This is a genomic window from Actinopolymorpha sp. B17G11, assembly GCF_040196095.1.
GTDB lineage: Bacteria > Actinomycetota > Actinomycetes > Propionibacteriales > Actinopolymorphaceae > Thermasporomyces.
On the sequence record NZ_JBEFTW010000039.1, the window covers coordinates 42,934 to 69,405 of the forward strand.

Here is a 26,472-nt window from a genome sequence, read left to right on the forward strand (position 1 = left end):
GGCCACCGGTCGCCGACGGGTGTCCTCAGAGGCCCTCAGAGGCCCTCAGGTGTCGATGTAGTACTGCTCCGGATTCGTCCATCCCGGCGAGGGAAAAGTCGTCGACCACGGCACGGACGACGGCACGTTGTGCAGAGTGTTCTTGACGACGCTGTAACCGCCGACCGGCAACGCCGTGCCGATGATGACGAACTCCTCGCGCGCGATGCTGAGGATCTGCTGGAACAACTCGTCCTGCCGATCGGAGTCCGAGGTCGCCTTCACCTGGTCGTAGAGCTCCATCTGGCGGCGGATCTGGGCCGGCGGTTCCTCGCCCTCCTTGCCGCGTGAGGCGTACCAGGTCCCCCACGGGATCGCCCACTGGCAGCCGGCGTGGGAGGGGAAGTACCACGTCGGGTCGAGTTGGACGTCATCGAGGCCGGGATAGCCGTCGTCCATGACGGCGTCGTGCTGGTTGGCCTCCACCCGGCCGATGACGAGCTCACTCGCGCCGGTCTGCACGCGGGCTTCGACGCCGACACGTTCCCAGTAGCGCTTGGCGAGTTCGGCGATGTCGACCCACGTGGAGATCGTGCCCAGGCGTACCTGCAGGGTGAACGCCAGCCGCTCACCGTCCGGGCGCAGCCGGAATCCCTCGTTGTCCCGCTCGGTGTATCCGGCCCGGTCGAGGTGGTCGTTCGCCTTCCCCACGTCGTACGCGGTGTACTGCTTGGCGAGGCCTTCGTCGTAGAACTTCGAACCGCGCAGCGGCGATGTCTGCCAGGGATCGCCTTGGCGTTGCAGGACGGTGTCGATGATCTCCCGACGGTTCAGTGCGTACGACAGGCCGATCCGGAAGTCCTTGTTCCCGAAGACCTTCCGCAGGTTCGGGTCCTTGTGCGCGAGGTTGAAGACGAACGTCGCTGCGTTCATGTTCGACTGCGGGACGTCGATGAAGTGGTAGCCGCCCTTCTTCCGGCTGGCCGCGATCACCGGCTTGTCCCGCACCACGGCGAACTCGTCCGGGACCAGGCTGTACCGCCCTTCCGTCGTCTGCAGCACGGCGACCTCGGGATCGGCGACGACGTGGACGACCACCTTGTCGATGTAGGGAAGTTGGCTGTCCTGTGGATCGGTCTTCCAGTAGTACGGGTTGCGCTCCGCGACCAGCCGGAGGTTTCCCGCCAACGGCTCGGTGGTCTTCCACGCGGCGATCGTGGGAATGTCGGGGTTCTGCCACCAGGCGATGTCGGTCATCCCGCCGCCACCCTTCGCCATGAACAGATCGCTCCAGCGGGGATGCCCTTCCTGCTTGGCGATCGCGTCGGCGTCGGAGGCGTAGTCCTTGTGGAACTGCTCGAAGTAGTGCTTCGGGAACGCGGTGAGCACGTTGCCCGCCGAGGAGGCGAGATGCTTCAGGAACACGCCGTTGGGTTGGGTGAACGTGAAACGCACGGTGCGATCGTCCACCTTCTCGACCCGTGCTGGCCGTCCGCCCGCGCTGAGCCACTCCGGGAACGCCGGAAAGAGCGCGACATTGCCGATGACGTCGTTGTAGGCGAAGTCGATGTCGTCGGCGGTGCAGGGTTCGCCGTCGGACCATCTCGTACCAGGCTTGAGATGGAAGGTGTACTCCCGTCCGTCCTTTCCCGCCTCCCATTCGGCGAGGTTCGGAATCACTTCCGTCCACCCGCGGTTCCATCGCACCAGGCCGTCATAGCCAATGGCCGTGTAGATGAAGCTCGCGTCGGGGTTTCCCATGCAGGTGTTCCACGTACCGCCGTAACTGCCTGCCCGCTCGGTCGGTTCGACCACGAGCGGGCTCGCCGGCATCCGGTCCTTCCTCGGCGGGAGCCTGCCCGCCTTCACCTGCTCGGCCAGGCTCGGCGCCTCCGGCAGCCGTGGACCGGAGGAGGCAGAGTCAGCCTTGCTCCTGTCGTTCGATGAACGATCGGTGGAGAGCAGGTCGCAGCCCGTGGCCGAGAGCCCGAGGAGAGTTCCGGCGCCAGCGGAGCGAAGTACTCCTCGCCTGCTGAGCTGTGGGTGGGGAGATTCCATCGACTCATCCCATCCGCGCGTGTGAGAACTGGACAGTGCCGTCGATCATCGAGCCAGCCAGCAAATCACGGACGGGGAACGTGTGCGGCAGATCCTGGCCGCTACCGGCCGTCGTGTCCGTACCGGACAGCACGGGCAGCACGTGTATCACGTGGTGGACCAGTCGTGGATGAGTTGAAGGAGTCGGCGTGTGAGGCGGTCTCGCTCCTCCTGGGTGAGAGAGGCGGCGAAGTGTGGCCATGCGAATAGCAGAATCTCGATCTCTGCTGCGACCAGTGCGCGGTGAAACAGAGCGGGATCGACTTCGCGATGTGCGACGTACTCGCGCAGCATGGCCTCGTACGGCAACTCGGCGCCATCGGCATTGGCGCGTGACCAAAGGAACGCCAGCTCGCTGGCAGGACATCCGACTCCTGCTACCTGCCAGTCGGCCCACACGATCTGCTCGCCTTCGCGCAGGAGGTTGTCGACGTGGCAGTCGCCGTGGCCGAAGCAGTCCGGTATGGCCCGGAGGGCTTCCACGAGCTGGTCCGGTTCGTCGAGAAGCGGTCGTACACTGTCGGCGGCGCCCGTGGTGGGCCAGTAGGCCTCAGCAACGTCGATGGGTGGTAGGTAGGGAAGCTTCCGGTGCACCGGTGGATCGATCCAGGGATCCTCGCCGGGCGGCGGGATCGAGTGAATGGCCGCTAGTTGCCGTGCAACCTCTAGCCATGCTGGCCGGTCCCATTCCCGTGCAGGTCGCGCGGAACCGTGAGCAGACAGCAGCAGTGCGGTGAAGTGATCGTTGTCGGCGTACCGGAGCAGGCTGGGTGTCGTGACAGGTACCTGGTCGGCCAGCGTCTGATAGAAGGTGAGTTCTCGCCGGGCATTGTTCTGCCATTCGCCGGCGGGGGTCACCTTCAGCACCGCAGCGTCTCCGTCGATCTGCACGCGATACACCCCGGAGCCGGACGCGCCGCCCGTCAGGTCCATGCGCTTGGCACCCAGCTCCAATCCCACAGATCGCATGACGCGGGCAAGCTCATCGTCGAGCATTCCACACTCCCATCGGTGCCAGTCAGCTACAGCGCCGCCATTGGTGACGACTACTCACGCGTTGTCAGGCCGGTGGTGTCTCGGTGGACCTCGTACCTGAGCCAGATCACCACAGGTCCACAGCTGAACGGGACCTGGCTCCATCTCGATCCACTCCCTCTCAACCGCCGATGACCTCGACACGGCAGCAGACGCGACGCAGGCGACGCGCCCTGCCTACTCGCCCTTGGCTACTGGCGTGTTCATACGGATGGGACGACCTCGCGCAGGGCGGCTGGCAGGGGAGTCGCATGGATGACATGCAGGCTGGTGACCGCACGGGTGAGGACGACGTACAGCCGATGAAGGCCGCGCGGCTCCGCCTCGACGATATGCGATGGTTCGGCCACCACCACGGTGTCGAACTCCAATCCCTTGGCGAGCCGGGCTGGGACGCACACCAGCCGTGACATCTCCATGGCATCCTCGGTCGCTCCGAGGAGAGCGGGCGCGAGCCCGGCGGCGAGGAGTCCTTCGTACAGTGTCACGACGTCGGCGTCCGCGGCGATCACCGCGACCGACCCCTCACCGTCGAGCGCCTTGTGGCTTGTCGCCACGAGCGTGTCGAGGAAGTCGTGGTCGTCGGTCTCGACGATGTGGAGTGCGCCCGGAAGCTCACGGACGCCTCTCGGCTGGCCGAGTGTCGGCGCGATGAGGGGGAGCAGTCGGGCGGCGAAGTCGATGATCTGTGCCGGCACCCGGAAGCCGCGGTCGAGTTCGGTCAGTCGGGCGTCCGGCATGTCGAGGTGCTGGAAGACCTGTGGCCACGAGCCGACCGCCCAAGGTGTCGTGGCCTGGGCGAGATCGCCGAGCACGGTGGCCGACCCTGACCGGCACCGCCGGCGGAGTGCACGAAGCTGCATCGCCGACAGGTCCTGCGCTTCGTCGACGACGAGGTGACTGAGGGAGCCGGTACGCCGTTCGATGAGGTCGGCGAGCTCGTCCAGGAGTACGGCGTCGGCATCGGACCACCTGGCCGACTTCCACGAGCGTGCGGGCTTGGGCCAGAGGAGGGTGGCCTGCTCGTCCGGTGTGAGATCGTTTCCAGCGGCCGAGGCCAGGAAGTCGGCGTCGGAGAGCAGCCGAAACAACACCTGCTCCGGAACGACCCTCGGCCAGACCTCGTCGATGAGCTGCTTGACCGGCTTCGACCTGGCGACGGCGTTCTGCACCCGGTCGTCGGGTGACTCACCGCGCTGCTCCATCCGGACCAGGACGGCGTGCGCGATTCGCTGGGCGAGCGCATTCCTGGCGAAGGCGTAGCGGGTCGAGCCACGCAGCGCGGCCACGATCTCCTGGACCTCGAAGTCGGGTACCCGGTAGCGGCGGGAACCCTTGGCGTACAGGACTCCCTCCGTCGGCGTACCGACCTGTGACCACAACGCCCGGTGCAGCACGGTCGCCATCCGGGCATCGGCCTTGATCGCCGCGACGCGCGAGTCGTCTCGTGCGACATCGTCTGCCAGCCCGAGCACCTCGTCGACCGTGGCCTGTTTGACGTCGACCTCGCCGAGCGCGGGAAGCACCTTGCGGATGTAGGAGAGGAACGAGCGGTTCGGCCCGACGATGAGGACACCGCCGCCGTGGGCGAGGCGTTCCCTTTCGGTGTAGAGAAGGTACGCGATACGGTGCAGGCCGACCGCGGTCTTGCCGGTGCCCGGAGCGCCTTGTACGCAAAGGGAAGGCTGCAACGGCGCCCGGACGAGATCGTCCTGCTCGGGCTGGATGGTGGCCACGATGTCGCGCATCGGCCCAGTGCGTGGTCGTTCGATCTCGGCACGCAGGAACGCATCGGTGGGGGTAACCGCCACCGCCTCGTCGAGGAACTCGTCGTCGAAGGCAGTCAGCTCCGCGGAGTCGGAGTAGCCGTAACGGCGCCGCCGCCGGACGAGTTGCCGGTCACTGCGGGTCGCCCGATAGAACGGAACGGAGACCGGTGCCCGCCAGTCGATGACGAGCGGCGTGCCGAGTTCGTCATGCACATGTCGGCGGCCGATGTAGACCTGCTCCATCTCCTCGATGGCGCCGGACTCGTAGTCCAGGCGGCCGAAGAACAACGGCACATCAGGCAGGTCGACAAGGGCCTGTACCCGGAGCCAGTGGGCCCGTTGGTTGGATTCGTTGGTGAAACGTTCGTCATTGTCCTCACCGCCGATCAGCGGTATTTCGCGGTGAAGGACGTCGTGATGCATGCGGGCGAGCGCGGCGCGTGCGGTGGCGAGAAAGGCGCGCTCGGTGTCGAGTTCTGGATCTTCGGCGTGATGGGACAGGGGTTCGACGGATTCGACCATGGGAAGAGTCGTCCTCGGCTCGTGAATCGGCGGGGAACATCGGATTGGCGGCAATCAGCAGGGTCCCGCCCCGGACGAGCGATCCGGTTCGTTGCGATCCTTTGAAGTGGTGCGTAGGAAAGCCACCCAAAAAACGGCCCAGGGAGACTATCAAGATCGATAGTTGGCCGCCACCGAATTTCCCGGGCCTGCCTGTCGACCCGACGCCCGGGACGTTCTCACTTCTTCCGGAACACCTTCAGGGCGATCGCCGCCACGATCAGGATGGCGATGATCGCGATGATCAGCTGAGGGGTCTCCACTGTCGACCTCCAGGTCGGCGCTCGCGGTGGTGGAGCGGCTCGTCGCGCGTACTGCTCGGTGCGGACAGCTCAGTGCGTGCTGCTCGGCGCGTACGGCCCTCCTCATGCCCGCTAGCCGGCCGCGTCTCACCCAGCGTGTCCGGCCGGGCCGCGTGATGGCCGTTTGTGGACCGGCGAAGCCGTGGCCACCGGCGGAAGAGAGGTTCTACGATGCGAAAATCCACTTCCACGGGATCGGCCCGTGATCGGCAGGAATGAGGACCATCCATGAGCTCCGCGACCGGTGGTGGCGACTCTTCATCCATCGCCATCGTTCTCGACCCGTCCGATCCGCTGGCGACCGAGCCGCCCGTGCGGTGGGCGGTCAGCCACCTGGCCGACGTCCTGGCCGGCGCGGGCGTCACCGTGCGTACCGACGCGGACTCCGAAGCCGACCTGGTGGTCAACGTCGGCGGCGCCGGTGACACCGGTCAGTCTGCGGGCCCGGAGGCCTTCGCGCTCAGTCGGCCGGACGGAGGCGAAGGCCGGGTGGGGGTGGCTGGTGCGGATGCGCGTGGCCTTGCGTACGGCGTGCTCGAACTCGCCGACCGTGCCCGTTTCACTGGCGACGTTCTCGGCGAACTCCGCGCCACGACGCCGGAATCCCAGCAGGCGGCGACGCCGGTCCGGAGCATTCTGCGCACCTTCACCAGTGACGTCGAGGACAAGCCCTGGTTCTACGACCGGGAATTCTGGACCGACTACCTCACCGAACTCGCCGTCAACCGGGTCAACCGGTTCCAGCTGGCGCTCGGCATGCAGTACAACTACGGCCACCATCCCGCGACCGACAACTACTTCTGCTTCCCGTATCCGTTCCTGCTCGACGTTCCCGGATTCGACGTACGCGCCGGCAACGTGCCCGACGACGAACGTGACCGCAATCTCGAGACGCTTCGGTTCATCAGTGACGAGACGAAACGCCGTGGAATGCACTTCCAGCTCGGGCTCTGGAACCATGCCTTTGACCAGGGCGAAGGATCGGACCCGCTCTACCCGGTCACCGGAGTGACACCGCAGAACCACGCCACCTACAGCGCGGCGGCACTGAGCCAGTTGCTGAACGAATGTCCGTCCATCGACGGCCTGACCATGCGGGTCCACTACGAAGGGGGAATCCCCGAGCCGAACCACGAGGAGTTCTGGCAGACCGTCATGACTGCCGTCGGCGAGGTCGGCCGTCCGATCGAGCTCGACATGCACGCGAAGGGCGTGGACCAGGCGCTCGTCGACATCGCGCAGGGAACGGGCCTTCCGGTGATCGTGTCCGCGAAGTACTGGGCCGAACACCAGGGGCTTCCCTATCACCAGACGACAATTCGCGAACGCGAACGGGCCACCAAGGAAGCCGGCAGTGGGCTGATGGCCATCACCGCGTTCCAGCGGCGCTTCACCCGGTACGGATATGGCGACTTCCTCCGCGAGGGCAGCGATCTCGGGTTGTTGTTCAGGATCTGGCCCGGCACCCAGAAGGTGTTGTTGTGGGGCGATCCTGAGCTGGCCGCCGGTTATGGGCGGCTCGGTACGTTCGCCGGCGCGCGAGGCATCGAGCTGTGTGAACCACTGACCTTCAAGGGGCGCAAGAACACCGGGGAGGAGGGTGGGCGGGATCCGTACGCCGACGGAAGTCTGCGCATGGGCCGGGACGTGTGGAAGAAGTACCTCTACACCTACCGCCTGTGGGGACGGCTGCTCTACAACCCCGACGCCCAGCCGGACGAATGGCGCCGGTTCCTTCGTGCGGAGTACGGAAACGCGGCCGGCGCGGTCGAGCAGGCACTCGCACCAGCCAGCCGGGTGCTCCCGCTCGTCACCGTCGTCCACGGCCTCGGTGCCTCCAACAACGGTTACTGGCCGGAGATCTATCTCAACATGCCGATCGCCGGCGGACCGAATGCCGACCACTACGAGCGGGACACGGCGAAACCGCCGACATTCGGTGGTGTCAGTGCGTTCGACCCGAGCATGTTCTACCGGGTGGGCGAGTACGCCGACGACGCGATCGCCGGCCGGCGGGACGGACGCTACACACCGCTCGACGTCGCTGATTGGCTGGACGGCCTCGCCGACGAGGCCGAACGGAATCTCGCCACGGCGACCGGTCAGGCCGCGGATCCGGACGCGCCGGTATTCCGCCGGCTGGCGGTCGACGTGAAGGTGCAGGTCGGGCTCGGCCGGTTCTTCGCCGGAAAGTCCCGAGCGGGGGTGGCGTACTCCCTCTACGAACGCACCCGAGATGCGCAGCACCTGGGGGACGCGGTGGCCGCCTACCGTCAGGCGCGCGACGTCTGGGCGGGCATCGTCGAGGAGACGCGCGAGGTCTACCGGCCGGACCTCACCTTCGGCGACCTGCGGTCAGAACACGGCCACTGGGCCGACCGGCTGCCGGCCATCGAGGAGGACCTCGCCAACCTCGAGCGGCTTCACGAAACCGCCAGGGCCGAGAAGAACACGCCTGTCAAGGCGAACCTGACGGTGCCGCGAAGTGCCCGACCGCGCTTCACCCACCCGGCACCGGCCGGGTTCTCCCGTGGCGAGGACATCGCGATCGATCTCGTCCCGAGTGAGGCGTCGTTCGACGGCCACGTGGTCTGCCATTACCGCCATGTCAACCAGGGCGAGGACTTCGAGACCGCGGAGATGCGCTGGAACGGTGCGCGCTATCAGGTAACCGTCCCAGGTTCCTACACCGACTCCGACTTCGCGCTCATGTACTACTTCACCATCCATGACGCGGGCGGTGACGCCTGGATCTCCCCGGGTCTCGAGGATTCGCTGGCCAGGCAGCCCTATCACCTGCTGCGACAGAGAATCCACTGAGATGCCCAACGAACGAGCCGACGTCGCTCACGTCCTCGACGATCCACCGCCGCTGCACCGCAAGCTGCTGGACTACGGTGAACGCCCCTACTGGTCGGCCGACGGAACCAGGATCGCCTTCATCGAGACCAACTACGGAGACGTCTGCGAACTCGACGTCGACTCGGGGCAGGTACGAAACCTCACCAAGGGTCTTGGTGAGCATCACGCCTTCCTCCGCGTCCTGATCCTGTCCAACGGGGACTATCTGCTGATCGGCCCACGGCAGTTCACAGATCGCGACACCAGTCGGCATGTCGAGTCCGAGCTGTGGGTGCTGGACAAGAACGCGAGTCGGCCGCCGAAGCCGCTCGGTCGCCGCATCTTCGAAGGCTGCGGCGTCTCGACGAACAGTCCGCTGATCACCTACGCCGTCACCGGGAGGAACGATCCCGGCCTGGGTGATCCGGACGTCTCCGAGTGTCACGTCACCGAGATCGCCTACGGCGACGACGGTCCGGAGCTCGGCGAGGACCGGGTGTTCTACCGGACCAGGCGCGGGCTGCGCCCGGAACCACAGGACTTCCGCCACGATGACACCGAGGTGGTGTTCGCCGAGTACGTCAGAGTCGCCGGCGATGTGCGCCCGCGCTGCGTGGTCAAGGGCTGCCGGCTCGACACCGGCGAGTTCACCACCTACATCGACGAGCCGATGGTGCACAACGAGTGCGAGGGAATCTTTCCCGACCACGAGTACATCTGTCTCGAGTCCTCCTGCGACACCGACTGGCCGATGTTCCCACCGAGAGACCTGTGGAAGCTCAAGCTCGACGGTTCCCAACAGCGGGTACGGATGACCTCCATGCCCGGCGACCACACGTGGAAGGCGACGAACTCCAACGTGAGCCCGGACGGCAGGTGGCTCGCGTTCATGGTGGGCCTTCGTGCGGACGAGGCGGGGTTCGGCCGTGGTCTCGGCCTGTTGGATCTGGACGCCTGGGAACGCACGCCGGACGCCGAGCGGTGGGAGACGCCGGCGGACCGGGCGCGGGAGAACGCGGCGAAGTTGCTGAACTCCACCTCCGGCAAGCCCTGAATCCGATCAACGTCTTCTGAGTGTGTCTCCCGACGAGCAAGGAGTTTCGCATGCCTTCCCACGCGGCCACGTCAGTCACCGGTCCCTCGGTTCCCCGCAGTGAGGAGGTGCTGACCCCGGAGGCGCTGGCGTTCGTCGGCGCTCTCCAGCAGCGTTTCGGTGCGCGCCGGGAAGAACTTCTCGCGCGCCGCAGGCAACGCCGGGACGAGGTGGCAAAGACCGGGACTCTCGACTTTCTCCCGGACACGAAGGAGATCCGCGACGATCCGGCCTGGCAGGTGGCGCCCGCGCCGAAGGACCTGCGCGACCGCCGGGTCGAGATCACCGGGCCGACGGAACGCAAGATGACCATCAACGCGCTCAATGCCGGCGCGCAGGTGTGGCTCGCGGATCTGGAGGACTCGAACACCCCGCACTGGTCCAACGTGGTGAGCGGGCAGGTCAATCTCGCCGATGCGGTCCGGCGACGCATCGCGTTCGAGGGACCCGACGGGAGACAGTACGCATTACGCGAGGACGGCGAGCTCGCGACCATCGTCGTACGACCGCGTGGCTGGCATCTTGACGAGCGGCACCTCACCTTCGACGGTCAGCCGGCGACGGGTGCGCTGGTGGACTTCGGGCTGTACTTCTTCCACAACGCGCACGAGTTGCTGGCGCGAGACAGCGGACCGTACTTCTATCTGCCCAAGCTGGAGAGCCACCTCGAAGCCCGGTTGTGGGCCGACGTGTTCGCCGTCGCGGAGGAACTGCTGGGAATCGAGCACGGCACCATCCGGGCGACGGTGTTGATAGAGACGATTCCCGCGGCGTTCGAGATGGAGGAGATCCTCTATGAGCTCCGACACTACGCGTCCGGGTTGAACGCCGGTCGGTGGGACTATCTGTTCAGCCTCATCAAGTATTTCCGTGACGCCGGGCAAGAGTTCGTTCTCCCCGACCGGAACGCGGTGACGATGACGACTCCGTTCATGCGTGCGTACACCGAGTTGCTGGTGGCGACCTGCCACCGGCGTGGTGCGTTCGCCATGGGAGGAATGGCAGCTTTCATCCCCAACCGGCGCGATCCGGAAATCAACGAACAGGCCCTGGGCAAGGTCCGCGCGGACAAGGAGCGAGAAGCCGATGACGGCTTCGACGGATCCTGGGTGGCGCATCCGGACCTGGTGCCGATATGTAAGGACGTGTTCGACCGGCAGTTGGGGAGTCGGGAAAACCAACTCGACCGGCGTCGTGACGACGTGGAGGTAGCGGCGGCGGACCTCCTCGATGTGGGGTCGACGCCCGGGACCCCCACTGAGGCAGGGCTTGCGAACAATGTCGCCGTGGCGCTGCGGTATCTCGCCTCGTGGTTGGGCGGCAACGGAGCCGTCGCCATCTTCAACCTGATGGAGGACGCCGCGACGGCCGAGATCTCCCGCTCCCAGATCTGGCAGTGGATCCACCACGCGACACCACTGGACAATGGGCAGGTCGTCACGGCCGAGCTCGTCCGGCGGGTGGCAGACGACGAGTGTGCCCACCTACGCGAAGAGATAGGCGAAGAGAATTTCCATCGCAGTAATTTCTCGCCTGCCCGCGAGCTCTTCGAAAAGGTCGCTCTGGCGCCGAGCTACGCCGACTTCCTGACGATTCCGGCGTACGAACTCATTGACGAATCCCGTCCCTAGGGCGACTGTTGGTCAAGCCGTTCGGGGGCCCGAATCCGGCCAGAAAAAGTCCCCCTGTGTTCATTGACCTCACGATTTCCGACTCGTACCCTCAGCGGTACCCCAGTTCCGCAATACGGAGCATCTCTTCCACTGAGAAGAGTGGCCATTGAGAAGGGATGGACCATTCAGGAGTGGTGGCCATGCTCATCCACCGCTCCGCCTTCGTCCGGCGACGCCGATCGCGTGGCCGCCCCGTCGAGTCACCTCGACCATCCCACCCCCACCCCGAGTCCCACGGTGTAAGGGACCTACGCAACACCCCGAAGCAGGAGAGATGAGCAGCATGAGACGGGCCATATCACGCAAGCAGTTCCTGACACTAGGTGCATCGGTTGTGGGCGCGAGCTTCCTTTCCAGTTGCAGCGCGCTGTCGATGGACCCCGATACCAAGGACGGGAACGGTCAGGGCGGGGGCAAGGGCGGGGGAACGAAGGGCAAGGAGGCGCCGAGCCTGGCGGCCAAGGTCAAGGCAGGCGACCTGCCGCCGGTCGCCGAACGGTTGCCGAAGACTCCGCGGGTCATCGAACCCCTCGACCAGATCGGCACCTACGGTGGCACCTGGCGTACGGTCGACGCCAGCACCGACCCCAGTTGGCCGTGGATGACGGTGTGCCACGACCACCTCATCACCTGGGACCCGACCTGGAGTGAGATCATCCCGAACGTCGCCGAGTCCTTCGAGGTCAACGGTGGCGGCGCGGAGTACATCTTCAAGCTGCGCGAGGGGATGAAGTGGTCCGACGGTGAGCCCTTCACCGCCGACGATCTGGTCTTCTGGTACGAACACATCTTCTCCAACGAGAAGATCACGCCTGTGCCGCCGTCGCAGCTCGCCATCAACGGAAAGCCACTCGTGGTGGAGAAGCAGGATGACGTCACGGTGGCGTTCACCTTCGCGCAGCCCAACGCCTTGTTTCTCGACAACCTCGCGATCCACGGCCCGCCGTTCCGGTTGCTGCCCCAGCACTACCTCGAGCAGTTCCACCCGGAGTTCACCTCCGGCCTGCCCGACAACTGGAACGAGACGTTCCTGGAGCGGATCGACGAGCTCAACAACATCGACCTTCCGGTACTTACCGGATGGATTCCGAAGAACCCCCATGGCGACGGCGATCGGCAGGCGTGGGAGCGCAACCCGTACTACTGGAAGGTTGATCCCGACGGAAGCCAGCTGCCGTACCTCGACAGCGTGGTCTTCACCTTCTTCCAGGACCAGGGCCCGTTGATCCTGCAGGCGGCCAATGGTGACGTCGACCTCTACCAGCGGTCGGAGGTGACAACTCCGAAGAACCGACCCGTGCTGGCGCGCGGCCAGGAGGCCGGCGACTACCGACTGGTCGACATCAACGATGGCAACCAGAACACCATGGGAATCTGCCTGAACCTCACCCACGAGAATCCGGCCAAGCGGCGGATGTACCAGAACAAGGACTTCCGCATCGGGCTGTCGCACGCCATCAACCGCCAGCAGATCATCGACCTGGTGCACCTGGAGCAGGGCGAGCCGTGGCAGACGGCGCCGCGCCCGGAGCTGCCGTTCTACGACGCCAAGGAGATGGGCAAGCAGTACACCGAGTTCGATCTGGCCCGCGCGAGACAGCACCTGGAGAAGGCAGGCGTCGGTGAGGTCGACGGCCAGGGTCGGCGGCTCGGCCTGGACGGGCGACCGATCATCATCACGGTGCTGAACCAGAGCAGATATCCGCTGATGGTCGACGCGTTGGAGTTCATCAAGCCCACCTGGGAAGAGGTCGGTATCGAACTCCGCATCGACAACGTCGCAGCGGAGCTGGTCAGCACCCGGCTGGAGGCCAACCAGTACGACTGCACTCCCGACTCCGGCGAGCTCGGCTATCTCGACCTGGTGGCAGATCCGCGTTGGTTCTTCGCCACCGGCGGATCGTCCTATGCGCGCCTCTGGTCACAGTGGTACGAGGGTGGAAGCCCCAAGGAGGCGCCACCACCGGCGATGCAACGGCAGGCCAAGATCTACCGGGAGCAGGTCGTCGGGAACGCCGATCGCGAGGCGCAGTACGAAGGCATGCGGCAGGTCATCGAGATCGCCAAGGAGGAGTTCTGGACCATGGGGATCAGCCTTCCGCCCAAGGCGTACGCGGTGGTCACCAACCGCCTGAAGAACGTGCCGGGTGACGACAAGATGTGGCTCGCCTTCAAGTGCCCGTATCCCGCCGTGACGAATCCCAGTCAGTACTACATCGACGAAGGCTGACCAGGAGATGCTCAGTTTCATCGTACGCCGGGTGGCGTACATGATTCCGACGGTGTTCCTCATCTCCGTCGTCGCCTTTCTCATCATCTCGTTGCCACCAGGGGACTACCTCACGACCCTGGTGGCACAGATGCGGGCGCAGGGAATCGAGATGGACCAGGGTCAGCTGGCAGCCCTGCAACAGCGTTACGGCCTGGGCGAACCGATCTACGTGCAGTACTTCAAGTGGATATCGGCGATCCTCACCGATCTCGACTTCGGCCAGTCGTTCCAGTACAACCGGCCGGTCGCCGACCTGCTGGCACAGCGCCTCCCGCTGACCATCGTGATGGCTGGGACGACGCTGATGTTCACCTGGATCATCGCCTTCCCGGTGGGGCTGTACTCCGCGGTCCGGCAGTACTCGATCGGCGACTACCTCTTCACCACGATCGGGTTTCTCGGACTCGCGGTGCCGAACTTCCTCATCGCTCTGGTGTTGATGTACATGGGATACCGGTTCTTCGGCCTCAGCGTCGGTGGGCTGTTCTCGCCGACGTACGCGGATGCGGGGTGGAACCTCGGCAAGGTCGTGGACCTGCTCGGCCATCTGTGGGTGCCGATCGTCGTCCTCGGAACCGCCGGGACGGCGGGGCTGATTCGCATTCTCCGCAACAACCTGCTCGACGAGCTTCGCAAGCCGTACGTCGTCGCGGCGCGGGCGCGCGGAATTCCTGAGCGGAAGGTGATCCTCAAGTATCCGCTGCGGATCGCGATGAACCCGTTCATCTCCACGATCGGCTGGATCCTGCCGGTCCTCGTATCCGGTGAGGTGATCGTTGCCCAGGTGCTGTCCCTGCCGACGACCGGCCCGTTGTTGCTGAGCTCGCTGCTCAGCCAGGACATGTACCTTGCCGGGTCACTCATCCTGATCGTGAGTGTGCTCACCGTCATCGGCACGTTGTTGTCCGATATCGCTCTGGCGTGGCTCGATCCCCGAGTCCGGCTGCGCGGAATGTAGCGGCGGGAAGGCGAAGCATGGCAGGGGTGACGGGACAGGTGCCGACCAGGCAGGTCGCCACGCCCGATGGTACGTCCGGTCCGAGCGCCGGCACTGACCGCGCGCGAGAGGAGGACTACTCGGCGAGCCAGGCGAAACTCGTCTGGCGTGCGTTCAAACGCCACAAGCTGGCGATGATCGGTGCCGTGGCGGCGATCATCCTGTACCTCGTCGCACTCTTCGCAGAGTTCGTCGCGCCGTACTCCACCGGAAAGTTCCACGAGGAGTATCCCTTCGCGCCGCCGCAGATGCTGCACGTGCTAGACACGAGCGGCGACGGCTGGGACTTCGGACTTTATGTCCACGGCTATACGTCTTCGCGGGACCCCGAGACGTTCGAGAACGTCTACACGATCGACGAGTCGAAGAAGATTCCCGTCCGGCTGTTCGACACCTCGACCGACGAGTATCGGATGTGGGGGCTGATCCCGACCAACCTGCACCTGATCGGTCCGGTGGACGACAAGCAACCGATGTACCTTCTCGGCTCGGACCGTAGTGGCCGGGACCTGTTGTCCCGTCTGGTCCATGGCACGAGGGTGTCGATGACGATCGGGCTCATCGGCGTCACCATGGCGTTCCTGCTCGGCGTCGTGCTCGGCGGGATCTCCGGCTATTTCGGCGGCAAGACCGACACGTTGATCCAACGCATGGTGGAGTTCTTCATGTCGATTCCCACGCTGCCGCTGTGGCTGGGGCTTGCCGCGGCGGTGCCTGGCGGCTGGGGACCACTGAAGCGGTACTTCGCGATCACGGTGATCCTCGCGACGTTCGCCTGGACCGACCTCGCCCGCGTCACCCGAGGCAGGTTCATGTCCTTGCGGGTCGAGGAGTTCATCACGTCGGCCCATCTGGACGGCAATCGCCCACGCCGGTTGATCTTCCGGCACATGTTGCCGTCGTTCACCAGCCACCTGATCGCGTCGTTGACCCTCTCGATTCCGGGCATGATTCTTGCCGAGACGGCCCTGTCGTTCCTGGGCCTGGGTCTGCAGGCGCCCGTCGTCAGCTGGGGTGTCCTCCTGCAGGACGCGCAGAACGTCCAGGTGATCGCCAACGCGCCATGGTTGATGCTGCCGGGCGTGGCCGTGGTGATCGCGGTGCTCTCGCTCAACTTCGTCGGCGACGGTCTGCGTGATGCAGCAGACCCGTACAGTCAGTAGGAGATCGATGCCACGTTCAGACGGTCTACTCGTGATCGAGGGACTGAAGACGCACTTCTTCACCGACGACGGTGTGGTCCGTGCTGTCGATGGTGTCGACCTCAACCTGCCTGAGGGCAAGACGGTGTGCGTGGTCGGGGAGTCCGGCTGCGGAAAGAGCATCACTGCCCGGTCGATCCTCGGTCTGGTGGAGTCGCCCGGCCAGGTGGTCGATGGCCACGTCTGGTGGCGTACGGACGGTGCCGGAACGAACGGCGCCGCGGCCGCCGATGAGGATCGCGTCGACCTGGCGGCCTACGACATCCGTGGCGAAAGGATGCGGAAGATTCGCGGCAACGAGATCTCGATGGTCTTCCAGGAGCCGATGGCGTCCCTGTCGCCTGTCTACACCGTGGCGAACCAGCTCGTCGAGGCGATCCAGGTACATCTGCCGTTGAGCAAGGAGGATGCCTGGAAACGCGGCATCGGCCTGTTGGAACGCGTCGGCATTCCCCGACCTGAACGGACGATGGGCAGTTATCCCTTCCAGCTCTCTGGTGGCATGTGCCAGCGGGTGATGATCGCCATCGCGTTGGCCTGCGAGCCGAGACTGCTCATCGCCGACGAGCCGACGACGGCGCTCGACGTCACGACCCAGGCGCGCATCATCGACCTGCTGATCGACATCCAGCGCGACACCGGGATGGCGATGATGTTCATCACGCACGACCTGGGTGTGGTCGCCGAGATCGCCGACGAGGTGATCGTGATGTACCTCGGAACCGTGGTGGAGCAAGGCGGCGTTGACGAGATCTTCCATGACCCGAAGCATCCCTACACTCGGGCACTGCTGGACTCCATCCCCACCATGGGTCGCGGGGTGCGGCAACGACTGTCGTCGATCCGCGGGCAGGTGCCTCATCCGCTCGACCGGCCGAGGGGCTGTCCGTTCCAGCCGCGCTGCGACCACGAGGTCCCGGGCCTGTGCGACATGGTCGAACCGCCGACGGTCACGCTCGCCGACGAGCGCCGCGTCCGCTGCGTTCTGCACGATCCTGACCTGCTCCGAAAGCACGAGCTGCGCCAGGGCACGGGAGTCCGGGTGGACGGAGGGGAGGGAGCATGACGACAGCGGCGGAAACCACCGACTCCGTACGTACGGACGACACCGGAGCGTTGCTGCGGGTCGAGAACCTCTCGATGCGCTTTCCCATCAGAGGTCGCGGGCTCTTCGCGCGGACGACGGGCCATGTCCAGGCGGTCAATGACGTCAGCTTCGCGATCCGTCCTGGCGAGGTTCTCGGCCTGGTGGGTGAGTCCGGCTGCGGGAAGACGACGCTGGGAAGGTGCATCGTCCGCAGCTGCCAACCCACCGACGGTCACCTGTACTACCGCAACGATGATGGCAGTGCGGTCGACCTGGCGCCGATGGGCATCCGGCAGCTCCGTGCGTACCAACGAAGGATCCGGGTGATCTTCCAGGACCCGTTCTCCTCGCTCAATCCGCGCATGACGATCCTGCAGATCGTGGGTGATCCGCTCACGGCCAGCGGGGTCGCGCGGGGCTCTGAGGTGGAGGACCGGGTGGCCGAGATCCTGCGCAAGGTCGGCTTGTCACCGTCGCACATGCGCCGTTATCCGCATGCGTTCTCCGGTGGTGAACGTCAGCGGGTCAACATCGCCCGCGCGCTCATCGTCAATCCCCAACTCGTCATCGCCGACGAGGCGGTGTCCGCGCTGGACGTCTCGGTCCGGGCGCAGATCCTCAACCTGCTACGCGATCTGCAGGACGAGTTCGATCTCACGTACCTGTTCATCTCCCACGACATGTCCGTCGTCGAGAGCATCTGCAACCGCGTGGCGGTGATGTACCTCGGAAGGATCGTCGAGGTCGCCACGACCGAGGAGTTGTACGACGATCCGCAGCACCCCTACACCGAGGCTCTGCTGTCGGCGGTGCCGCGCCCGGACCCGCGGCTGCGGGGCAGCGGACGCCGGATCCGGCTGTCGGACAACTTCCCCGACCCCGCCAATCCGCCGAGCGGATGCTTCTTCCACACCCGGTGCCGGTACGCCGACGAGGAACGGTGTACGACGGAGCGACCGGAACTCCGGGTGATCGACGGCCACCACCTCGCGGCCTGCCACCACGCGGAGAAGCTGTCCCTCGCAAGTGCGACGATCCCCGCCGAGGACGCATGACACCCGGCCCGCGCCGCCTGCGTCCCCGAGGCACTCATCGGCGTCCGGTCTCACCTCTGCCCGGAGACATTCTCGCTTGACGCCGCGGTGTGCTTCCTGGTCTGCTTACCCGGCCCGATCAACGACTGGCGTGACGCCACCGAGACTGAAAGGAGACGAGTCATGTTTGTCCGGTTTCGTACCCTCGCTCCGAAAGGTCTCTCAGGTTGGCATTCGCACGTTCGTTCCGGTGCGCGCACTGCGGGGTAGACGTCTCGCTCGACGCGCCCGGCACCTCCCATCGCAATCACTGTCCGAGTTGTCTGTGGTCCCGGCACCTTGATCGCAACGTGCCGGGTGACCGGAAGACCGACTGCGCCGGCGGGATGGAACCCATCGCGGTCACCGTGCGCGGCAAGGGTCGGTGGGTCCTCATCCACCGCTGTACGAACTGCGGGCGGCTCCGGCTCAACAAGACCGCCGGCGATGACAATCCGCTGCTCCTCGTCCGACTGGCCGCATTGCCGTTGACGATGCCGCCGTTCCCGTTCCAGCGACTGCAGGACGAGTAGAGCGGCGACGGGTAGCTGGCCTCAGGGCGAGTGGTGAACAGGGGCGGGAGCTCCGGCGCTGGTCGGAAAACGGCTGGCGGCGTACCCCTGCCCGGCTTGTACCGTGCGGGGGTGGCAGAAGACGGCGAGATCCTCCAGGACCGCTCCGACCGGCCGGTGGTCCGGGTCGGCTCGACTGTCCGCCATCCCCTGCAGCCATGGACTCCCGCCGTCCATGCGCTGCTCGGCTACCTGTGTGACGCCGGGTTTGCGTACGCCCCGCACGTGGTCGGCATCGAAGGCGACGTGGACATCCTCACCTACATCGAGGGCGAGTCGGGCCCGGACGGCTGGGCGAAGGTCGTCGACGAGGGCGGTCTGCGGGCGGCGGCGCGGCTGCTTCGGGAGTACCACGACGTCGTGGCGGCATGGCGGCCGGACGTCGAGCCGGTCTGGTTCACCGGGCAGCGGGGGACCGGCGGGCCGGGCGAGGTGGTCTGCCACGGGGACTTCGGGCCGTGGAACATCGTCTGGCAGGGAGTCCAGCCGGTTGGCCTGCTCGACTGGGAGTACGCCAACCTCGCGTCGCCCCGGCAGGACGTCGCGTACGCGCTGGAGTACATGGTTCCGTTCCGCGACGACGCCGAATGCCTGCGGTGGTTGCGCTATCCGGAGCCTCCGGACCGGCTGCGGCGCCTCGAGATCTTCGCCGAGGCGTACGGACTGGCATCGACCGAGGGCCTGGTCGATGAGGTGATCGCGGTGCAGCAGGCTGGGCTGGGCACCGTCCAGAGACTCGCGGACGAGGGACACGAGCGCCAGCGGGAGCTGGTGGCCGCCGGCTATCTGGACGAACTGCGGGACCGCATCCGGTGGAGTGAGCAGAATCGCCGCCTCTTTGCGCCCTGACTGTTCGGCTGGCGGCATCTCAGGACCACTCCAGGATGGATGAGGGGTGCCCCTGCTGCGAACCAGCCCGCACCGGCACCTCAGGTGAGGTCGTAGTCAGCGCGCCTGGCGCGACGGGCGCGTGCCCAGTACTCGAAGGAGAAGCCGGGCCAGATCGTCCGGTTGACACCGTCCTCGTCCAGATACCAGCTTCGGCATCCGCCCACACTCCACACCGCCTTGCGGAGTCGCCGGTGCAGGCGTTCGTTCGAACGACGTTGGGCGGACGGCCTGACCTCGATCACGTCCGCCCGGTGCCGCAGCAACAGCCGCAGGCAGCTCATGATGTGCTGGACCTGCGCCTCGATCATGAACACGACCGACGTGTGGCCGAGGCCGGTGTTCGGGCCGAGAAGCATGAAGAAGTTGGGGAATCCGGCGACCGAGATGCCATGGTGCGCCTCGATGCCGCCGGCCCAGGCGTCCTGGATCTTCACGCCGTTCCGGCCGACGATCTGGCGTTCCATCAGGGCAGAGGTGACCTTGAAGCCGGTACCGTAGATGATCGCGTCGACGTCGTACGAATCTCCTTCGTGCGTACGGATTCCCCGCTCGTCGATCTCGGCGATTCCGTCGGTCACGAGATCGGCGTGCGGCCGCGCGAGCGCTGGATAGTAGTCCGACGACAGCAGGATCCGGTTGCAGCCGATCGTGTAGTCGGGCGTGAGTTTCGCCCGCAGGTCCGGGTCGGCGACCTGGCGTTCGAGATGCCGCCGCCCGAGCGCCTCCAGCGGTTCCATCAGCTTGGGGTTCACCGCGAATCCGAGAGCGCGGAGTTCGAGCCCGCCGTAGATCGCCGTACGAAACGCCCGCATCGCCGGCGGAATGCGCCGGAAGAGCGCGCGTCGCTTCGCGGGAATCTCGGTGTCCGGCCGGGGATGGATCCACGGCGGCGTTCGCTGGAAGACGTGCAGCCGGGAAACCTTCTCGGCGATTCGGGGAACGAACTGGACTGCGCTTGCACCGGTCCCGATCACCGCGACCCGCTTGCCGGTCAGGTCGTACGAATCGTCCCAGGCCGACGAGTGGAAGCTCACGCCGCCGAACCGTTCCGCGCCAGGGATGTCGGGATAGGACGGCACGTGCAGCGACCCGACCCCGGACACGACCGCCCTCGGTGTCAGAACCTCGCCGGTCGCGGTCGTGACATGCCAGCGGCGCGTGTCGTCCTGCCATTCCATCGACTCGACATGTACGCCGTAACGAATGTGCGGCGCCACCGCGTACTTCTCCACGCAGCGACGCAGATAGTCCCAGATCTCCTCCCGTGGTGAGAACATCCGCGACCAGTCCGGATTGAGTTCGTAGGAGTACGAATAGAGGTGCGACGGCACGTCGCAGGCACAGCCGGGATAGCCGTTGGCGCGCCAGGTGCCGCCGAGGTCGTCGTCCTTCTCGAGGATGACGAAGCTGTGGATTCCGGCCTTCTTCAGCTGGATCGCCATGCCGATGCCGCCGAACCCGGCACCGATGACCACGATCGCCGGCTGTGTGGTCGATGCGCCGTCGGTCATGGCCTGCGTCCCTTGACGGTGTGTCCGATGGTGGTGGCGACCAGGACGGGATCGTCGCTCATCGGTACGTGGCCACAGCCCGGAAGGTCGACGTGACGGGCCTCGGGGAAGCGCTGTCTGGCGCGGTCGGCCTGCACGTACGGAAGGATCCGGTCCCGGGTCCCCCACGCCACGGTGACCGGGCACTGGAGGGTGCCCGTGACCGCATAACCGCGGCCATGCCGCGCCACCGGCCGGAAGCTCTTCCCGGCACGCATCGCGAGACTGTCGTCGAGGATCGCCGCGGGTGGAAGACGATCCGGCTCGCCGACGAACACCCCGTACGTCCAGCGACGCATCTGCCGCGAGGCGAGAAGGGAGCGTTGCACGGCCACCGGCAGGAAGGTGGTCGCCCGTAACGTGTGGAGCGTGGCCAGCGCCCGGCGGCGTTCCGACGTGGTCCAGAAACCTGCCGGCGCGAGGGCGGTGGCGGACGCGACCCGTCCGGAGATCGCGAGTTCCAGGGCGAGCGCGCCGCCGAGACTGTTACCGGCGACGTGCGGGCGTTTCAGGCCGAGGTCGTCGCAGAACGCCGAGATGGCGGGCGTGAGGTCCTCGCGCCACCGCGGGCCGACCGGTGAGGATTCACCGAACCCGGGCAGGTCGACGGCGATGACGTCGAACTCCCTGGCGAGCAGGTCGATCACCGGGCGCCACCCCTGTCGGCGGTGGCCAAGCCCGTGGAGCAGAACGAGCGGAGCACCGGTTCCTTGCCGTTCGTACGCCAGAGTCACGACGACCGTCTCCTCTCCACCCGTCCCGTCGACGACCACATTCTCACGGAATGGACGACCGGTCACGATCTGCTGGAGGGGCCGACGTTCACGATCGGCGCGGAGACGATGCGGGTCTGGTCCGGACGCCGCTTCAGCGGTGACGGCGCCAGAAGTCGTACGGATGCCGGCCCGGATGGAAGCCGGCGGCCTCCACCATCGCGGCGGCGGAGGAGAACCCGGTCGCGAGCATGGCCGGCTCGTGGGCGTCGCTGCCGAAGGTGACTGCTTCACCGCCGACGTCGTACCACCAGCGAACCACCTGTGCGTGCAGGGGGAGCCGGGTGTTGACCTCGAGGGCCCGTCCCGAGCGAGCCAGAGCGTCGAGCGCGGTCCGAAACTCGTCTTCGAAGGCCGTCGGGTCGAACGGTCCCGCGTCGGCCGGCAAGTACCGGAGGACATAGTCGATGTGGGCCAGGACCTCGAAGGCGTCGGACTGCTCGATGAGGCGGGTCACCTCGGCCAGATAGCCCCAAACGACCTCGGCCACTGGCTGCTCGCGGAAGAGCTGCGAAGGCTCCACGTAGCGGCCGTTGCTCTGCAAGGCGTGCAGGGATCCCAACACCCGGTCGAAGCGGTCGCCGGACAGCAGATCTGCGGCGGCCCGCCGGTGCCAGTGAGCTTCGCCGAGTTCGACACCGGACATGATCCGCAGGTCGGGGAACTTGTCTCGGCAGACTTGCAGGCATGCCAGGTAACCGTCGACGTCGAGACCCGGTGGGCTGAAGAGACCGTCGGCGTCGACGAGTGAGGGCGGTGGAGGCGCCGGATCGTCGGCGGCGACCACCCACGGCGTGAAGTCGGCGTGTTCGGTGAACGCGATCGCGGGAAGACCGATCTCGACGGCCCGGGCGCAGGTCCGTTCCATCGAACCGTTCTCCGCGTCCCAAGACCATTCGCTGTGAACATGGTTGTCCGGTGGTGGCGATGTTCGTCGGCTCATCACGTCCAGTGTGCCGTGCCCTTGCCGTTGGAACGCCAGGGGGCAGCGGGGTCACTGCCTTTCTGGGTCGTGGGGGCGGCACTCGACGGCGAGGTGCCCGGTCGGGAGGTGCCTGGTCGCATGGACCTCGAGCCCGGCCGCGCGGGCGAGCTCGCCGAAATTGGTGAGGCGTCGATCCTTGCCTCCCATCAGGACTGTCTCCGGTATCAGGGCGGCCGACCTTCCTGCGCCGTCGGAAACCCCACCGACGATCAGAACCCGGCCATGGGGGTGTGCCGCTTCGGCGCAGCGCTTCAGGATCGCGACGGCCTCGCGGTCCGGCCAGTCGTTGAGGATGGACATCAGGAGGTAGAAATCGGCCTTGCCAGGCAGCAAATCGAAGAAACTCTGTCCATGTGTGGTAACGCGGTCGGCCACTCCTGCGGACCGGAACGTCGAGTCCGCGCGTGCGACTGTCCTCGGCAGATCGACCAGGCTGGCATGGATGTGTGGATGCGTACGCAGGATTTCCGCGAGCAGCGCGCCTGTGCCTCCGCCGACATCGACCACGGTGCGCACCGAGTCCCAGTCGCCGGTGACCAGGATGTCGGTGTCTGGGGTGCCATGTCCGGCGGGGCCCATGAGATCGTCGAAGCTGGCCGCGACGTCCGGATGGGCGTCCAGGTCCTCCCAGAACGGTCGGCCGAAGACTTCATGGTAGGCGGGCTCTCCGGTGCGTACGGCCTTCAGGAGCGTGCTCCATGCGTGTGCCATCCTGCCGCCGATGCCGTCGAGGTCGAGGAAGAGGTGCGTACCAGGGTCGAGCAGCGCGCGTGCGGTCTCGTTGATCGCGAACCGTCCGGCCGTGGGCTCGTCGAACACGCCCTTGGTGACGAGGTGCGAGAGCACCCGGTAGAGGACGTCGGGATCGCAGCCAGCCGCCGAGGCGAGGTCGTCAATGCCGACGGTCGTATCCATGTCTGCCGCGGCATCTGCGCGCGCCGGCCCGCTGCCGTCGCCCTCGCCGCCTGTCGTCCTGTCAGCCTCTGCGGTGTTGTCTGCGTCTGTGGTCCTGCCTGTCTCTGCGGTGCTCTCTGCGTCCGCGAGGAGTTCAGCGATGCGAAGGGTTGCCACGACCCGAACGCACCACGGCGTGCAGAGGTCGCTGAGGGCTCCGAGGTTTGCCGACATGAGCGCCATCCTGCCGGTGAAGTGGACAACTACCAACCCCTACGTTCGATGTCTTGTGTTGCGTAAGGGTTCTCGGGTTCTGCTGATCCATTCGGGTGGGACATATTCCGGCATGCCGTCGCCGGCTATGCGCACGGTCCAGGCTCCCTGGTGGATGAGGCGGTGGTGAAATGCGCACAGCAAGACGCCGTTCGCGACCGTGGTTTGGCCCGCCTTTCAGCCAGGCGATCACATGGTGGCCCTCACACCATGATGGCGGGCGGTCGCATCCAGGAAAGGCACATCCGCGATCCCGGAGTTCGAGCAGCCGGCGGGTTTTGCCGACGAAGAGCCGGGTGCCGTCGGTGAGTGCTTCTTCGCCGTTGATGGTGCCCCTGACGCTGATCTTCGCATCGCAGGCCATCCGTTGGGCGGTGCGCGCCGAGATGGGGGTGCCGGTGCGGAGCAGGGTGGCGTAGCCGGTGCCATTGGCGAGGTCGTTGCTGTCGATGCGGATGACCAGGTGCGGCTTCTCACCAGCGTGGGATGGTGATTCGCCGGAGTTGAGGATCGTTGTGCCGATCTTCGTCAACTCCCCGGGGTGAAAGGTGCGGGCGTGCTCGAGCATGGCGTGTTCGGCGTCGAACCGTGCATCTGGTCCGGCCTCGGATGGTAGGTCCCGCATCGTCTGGGCGATCACGTCGGCGGTGTCGGCGCTGATCCGGCCGGTGTTCATCTCGGTCCGAGTCATCACCAACGATGTGTCGAGATCTCTGGCAAGTTTGACTTTCCGACTGGCCTGGCCGAGACGTATCCGCAGGATGTCGGACAGCCAGCTCGTGGTGGAGGTGGCACCGGCGGTCTTGCCGAGGTCGCGACGATCGGCCTCGCTGATCGCGGCCAGCAGTCCGGCGTCGCACTGGGCGATCAACCCCTGCAGGTCAACCAACAGGTCGATGAGTTCGCCCTCGCCCATCGACCACAACGCCGGCGGCAACTCCTCACCGAGCCGGCTGCGCATGCGCGACACCACCACCGACAACGCATTCGCCTGCTGCGGTGTGGTGCGCGTGGTCCCCGTTTCCATGATCCAACCATAGCCGCGACCACCGACAACCGAGCCGCGAAAGCCCTGTAGAACAAGGGCTGTTCCATGATCATGAAAGGAAGGGCGGCTATACGCCGAGAATCCTTCATGATCTCGATCATGATCACGGGGCGGCGATCTCGCTGGCCGTACAATGCCCGGATGTTCGGGTGAGAGGATGCGGATCGTTGGAACAGAGCGACGGGGCGAGTGTTCGGGCCCGTGGGCGGCAGGCGATTCTCGCCGGCACGATCAATCCCGAGCAGCCGCTCCACGACGGTGGTCGCTGGGGCATCAGTGTGGTCTTCCGCTCCGCTCATCCGGTGATGCAGGTGCTGGCCGACCTGGGGCGCGAGGCCGACGCGGTGGCAGGCGCTGGGCACTGGGCGCACGGACCCGGCGACATCCATTTCACGATTCGCGCGCTCGAACCGCACCGGTCGTGCGTCCCGCGCGACGATCCCCGACTTCGTACGTACGTCCGGGCGTTGGACGAGGCGGCCGAGGACCTCCCTGCACTCCGCATGGTCGTCCGCGGCGTGAGCCCGCACCCAGGTGGCATTGCGGTGGTCGGCTACCCCCGCGACGACACCGCGGACGAGCTCCGTCGACGACTGCGAACGATCCTGGAGCGGTACGCAGTGCCACCGATCGAGACCCGGGTCCGCACGGGTTGGTACGCCCATCTGGTCCACTTCGCCGCGCCCGTTCCCGACACCGGGGCCGTTGTCGCATGGTGCGATGCGCGCAAGGACCTCGAGCTGGGGGAGCTCGAGTTCGGTGCCGCCGAGCTGATCAGCTGGCACCAGCCGGACCGCGCCTGCGGCGTACGTGGCTCGTACCTGCACCGCGCGGTCCTTGCCGGCGGCGGGCATGACTCGCTCCTGCACCGCGCGGACCTGAAAGGCAGCCACGCCACAGGCAACACTCAGCCCTGACGAGCAGCCACCGAGCCGGAGAGTCGCGCCGCCGCCTGCACGGTGTGGTGCAGCAGCATGGCGGTGGTCACCGGTCCGACGCCTCCGGGCACCGGCGTCAGCGCTCCCGCCACCTCGCCCACCGCCTCGGCGTCGACGTCGCCGACGAGCTCACCGTCCGGGGTCGGGTTGGTCCCCACGTCGATCACCACCGCGCCCGGGCGTACGTGCGAGGCGTCGATCAAACCCGGCCACCCCACGGCCGCGACCAGGACGTCGGCCTCCCGGCAGACCGCCGCCAGGTCGCTCGTTCGCGAGTGGCACACGGTCACGGTCGCGTGTTCGGCCAGCAGCAACAGGGCAGTGGGTTTGCCGACGACGGTCGAACGCCCGACCACCACCGCCCGCCGACCGGAGAGGGCGACGCCGGACGAGCGCAGGATCTCCATGACGGCCGCCGCGGTTGCCGGCGCGAACGCCCCGGAGATGCCCGCCGCGACCATGCCGAGCGACGTCGGGTTGGCCCCGTCGACGTCCTTCGCGGCCACGATCGATCCGGCGACCTCCGACAGCGTTGTGCCCGTGGGCACCGGCGTCTGGCAGACCACG

General features: G+C 66.3%; 20 protein-coding genes. 11 read left to right on the plus strand and 9 right to left on the minus strand.

Annotated features, from left to right (window positions below; translation table 11 throughout):
• Positions 1-45: 45 nt before the first annotated feature.
• From ABN028_RS29405 to ABN028_RS29415, 3 genes are all read right to left on the minus strand, one after another.
• On the minus strand, positions 46-2,037 hold the full coding sequence (locus tag ABN028_RS29405) for an ABC transporter substrate-binding protein (RefSeq protein ID WP_349698863.1): 1,992 nt from the start codon (positions 2,035-2,037) through the stop codon (positions 46-48).
• A gap of 147 nt (positions 2,038-2,184) precedes the next feature.
• Complete coding sequence (locus ABN028_RS29410) at positions 2,185-3,072, minus strand: aminoglycoside phosphotransferase family protein (protein WP_349698864.1); 888 nt, start codon at positions 3,070-3,072, stop codon at positions 2,185-2,187.
• A gap of 242 nt (positions 3,073-3,314) precedes the next feature.
• Positions 3,315-5,402, minus strand: coding sequence for a HelD family protein (locus ABN028_RS29415; RefSeq protein ID WP_349698865.1), 2,088 nt, complete (start codon positions 5,400-5,402; stop codon positions 3,315-3,317).
• A 569-nt stretch (positions 5,403-5,971) separates the two neighbouring features.
• Between ABN028_RS29415 and ABN028_RS29420 the strand changes: the two genes are divergently transcribed.
• The 10 genes from ABN028_RS29420 to ABN028_RS29465 all read left to right on the plus strand — a co-directional run bounded on the left by ABN028_RS29420 (position 5,972) and on the right by ABN028_RS29465 (position 19,402).
• A complete protein-coding gene (locus tag ABN028_RS29420) occupies positions 5,972-8,563 on the plus strand; it encodes a hypothetical protein (protein ID WP_349698866.1) in 2,592 nt (863 codons plus the stop codon).
• Position 8,564: 1 nt separating this feature from the next.
• A complete protein-coding gene (locus ABN028_RS29425; RefSeq protein WP_349331154.1) occupies positions 8,565-9,638 on the plus strand; it encodes a TolB-like translocation protein in 1,074 nt (357 codons plus the stop codon).
• Positions 9,639-9,688: 50 nt separating this feature from the next.
• On the plus strand, positions 9,689-11,308 hold the full coding sequence (gene aceB, locus ABN028_RS29430; RefSeq protein ID WP_349331155.1) for a malate synthase A: 1,620 nt from the start codon (positions 9,689-9,691) through the stop codon (positions 11,306-11,308).
• A 415-nt stretch (positions 11,309-11,723) separates the two neighbouring features.
• Positions 11,724-13,580: an ABC transporter substrate-binding protein gene (locus ABN028_RS29435; protein WP_349331156.1), complete on the plus strand. Its 1,857-nt coding sequence runs from the start codon at positions 11,724-11,726 to the stop codon at positions 13,578-13,580.
• A gap of 7 nt (positions 13,581-13,587) precedes the next feature.
• Positions 13,588-14,580 carry an ABC transporter permease gene (locus tag ABN028_RS29440; RefSeq protein ID WP_349331157.1) on the plus strand — a complete coding sequence of 331 codons (993 nt, stop codon included), beginning with the start codon at positions 13,588-13,590 and terminating at the stop codon, positions 14,578-14,580.
• A gap of 26 nt (positions 14,581-14,606) precedes the next feature.
• Positions 14,607-15,782 (plus strand): ABC transporter permease, encoded by a 1,176-nt coding sequence (locus ABN028_RS29445; RefSeq protein WP_349331158.1) that lies wholly within the window; start codon positions 14,607-14,609, stop codon positions 15,780-15,782.
• Between the two features lie 7 nt (positions 15,783-15,789).
• A complete protein-coding gene (locus tag ABN028_RS29450) occupies positions 15,790-16,887 on the plus strand; it encodes an ABC transporter ATP-binding protein (protein ID WP_349698867.1) in 1,098 nt (365 codons plus the stop codon).
• Positions 16,884-17,963, plus strand: a complete 1,080-nt coding sequence (locus tag ABN028_RS29455; protein ID WP_349331160.1) for an ABC transporter ATP-binding protein — start codon at positions 16,884-16,886, stop codon at positions 17,961-17,963. Before ABN028_RS29450 ends, ABN028_RS29455 begins: the two co-directional genes overlap by 4 nt.
• 206 nt (positions 17,964-18,169) lie before the next feature.
• On the plus strand, positions 18,170-18,514 hold the full coding sequence (locus ABN028_RS29460; protein ID WP_349331161.1) for an RNHCP domain-containing protein: 345 nt from the start codon (positions 18,170-18,172) through the stop codon (positions 18,512-18,514).
• A gap of 111 nt (positions 18,515-18,625) precedes the next feature.
• The gene (locus tag ABN028_RS29465) at positions 18,626-19,402 is read left to right on the plus strand and encodes an aminoglycoside phosphotransferase family protein (RefSeq protein WP_349331162.1); all 777 of its coding nucleotides are present in this window, start codon (positions 18,626-18,628) and stop codon (positions 19,400-19,402) included.
• Positions 19,403-19,482: 80 nt separating this feature from the next.
• Here ABN028_RS29465 and ABN028_RS29470 read toward each other — a convergent pair whose 3' ends face one another.
• The 5 genes from ABN028_RS29470 to ABN028_RS29490 all read right to left on the minus strand — a co-directional run bounded on the left by ABN028_RS29470 (position 19,483) and on the right by ABN028_RS29490 (position 24,946).
• Positions 19,483-20,955 carry a flavin-containing monooxygenase gene (locus ABN028_RS29470; RefSeq protein WP_349698868.1) on the minus strand — a complete coding sequence of 491 codons (1,473 nt, stop codon included), beginning with the start codon at positions 20,953-20,955 and terminating at the stop codon, positions 19,483-19,485.
• A complete protein-coding gene (locus ABN028_RS29475; protein ID WP_349331164.1) occupies positions 20,952-21,794 on the minus strand; it encodes an alpha/beta fold hydrolase in 843 nt (280 codons plus the stop codon). The genes ABN028_RS29470 and ABN028_RS29475 overlap by 4 nt, the downstream gene beginning before the upstream one ends.
• Before the next feature lie 67 nt (positions 21,795-21,861).
• Positions 21,862-22,710 (minus strand): PHP domain-containing protein, encoded by an 849-nt coding sequence (locus ABN028_RS29480; RefSeq protein ID WP_349331165.1) that lies wholly within the window; start codon positions 22,708-22,710, stop codon positions 21,862-21,864.
• A 51-nt stretch (positions 22,711-22,761) separates the two neighbouring features.
• Complete coding sequence (locus ABN028_RS29485; protein ID WP_349698869.1) at positions 22,762-23,667, minus strand: methyltransferase; 906 nt, start codon at positions 23,665-23,667, stop codon at positions 22,762-22,764.
• 133 nt (positions 23,668-23,800) lie between these two features.
• Positions 23,801-24,946, minus strand: a complete 1,146-nt coding sequence (locus ABN028_RS29490) for an HNH endonuclease signature motif containing protein (protein ID WP_349698870.1) — start codon at positions 24,944-24,946, stop codon at positions 23,801-23,803.
• 188 nt (positions 24,947-25,134) lie between these two features.
• Here ABN028_RS29490 and ABN028_RS29495 point away from each other — a divergent pair, with 188 nt between their 5' ends.
• Positions 25,135-25,884 (plus strand): hypothetical protein, encoded by a 750-nt coding sequence (locus tag ABN028_RS29495; protein WP_349331168.1) that lies wholly within the window; start codon positions 25,135-25,137, stop codon positions 25,882-25,884.
• Here ABN028_RS29495 and ABN028_RS29500 read toward each other — a convergent pair.
• Positions 25,875-26,472 (minus strand): bifunctional 5,10-methylenetetrahydrofolate dehydrogenase/5,10-methenyltetrahydrofolate cyclohydrolase (locus tag ABN028_RS29500; RefSeq protein WP_349698871.1); only part of this gene is annotated, 598 nt, incomplete at its 5' end. The genes ABN028_RS29495 and ABN028_RS29500 overlap by 10 nt on opposite strands.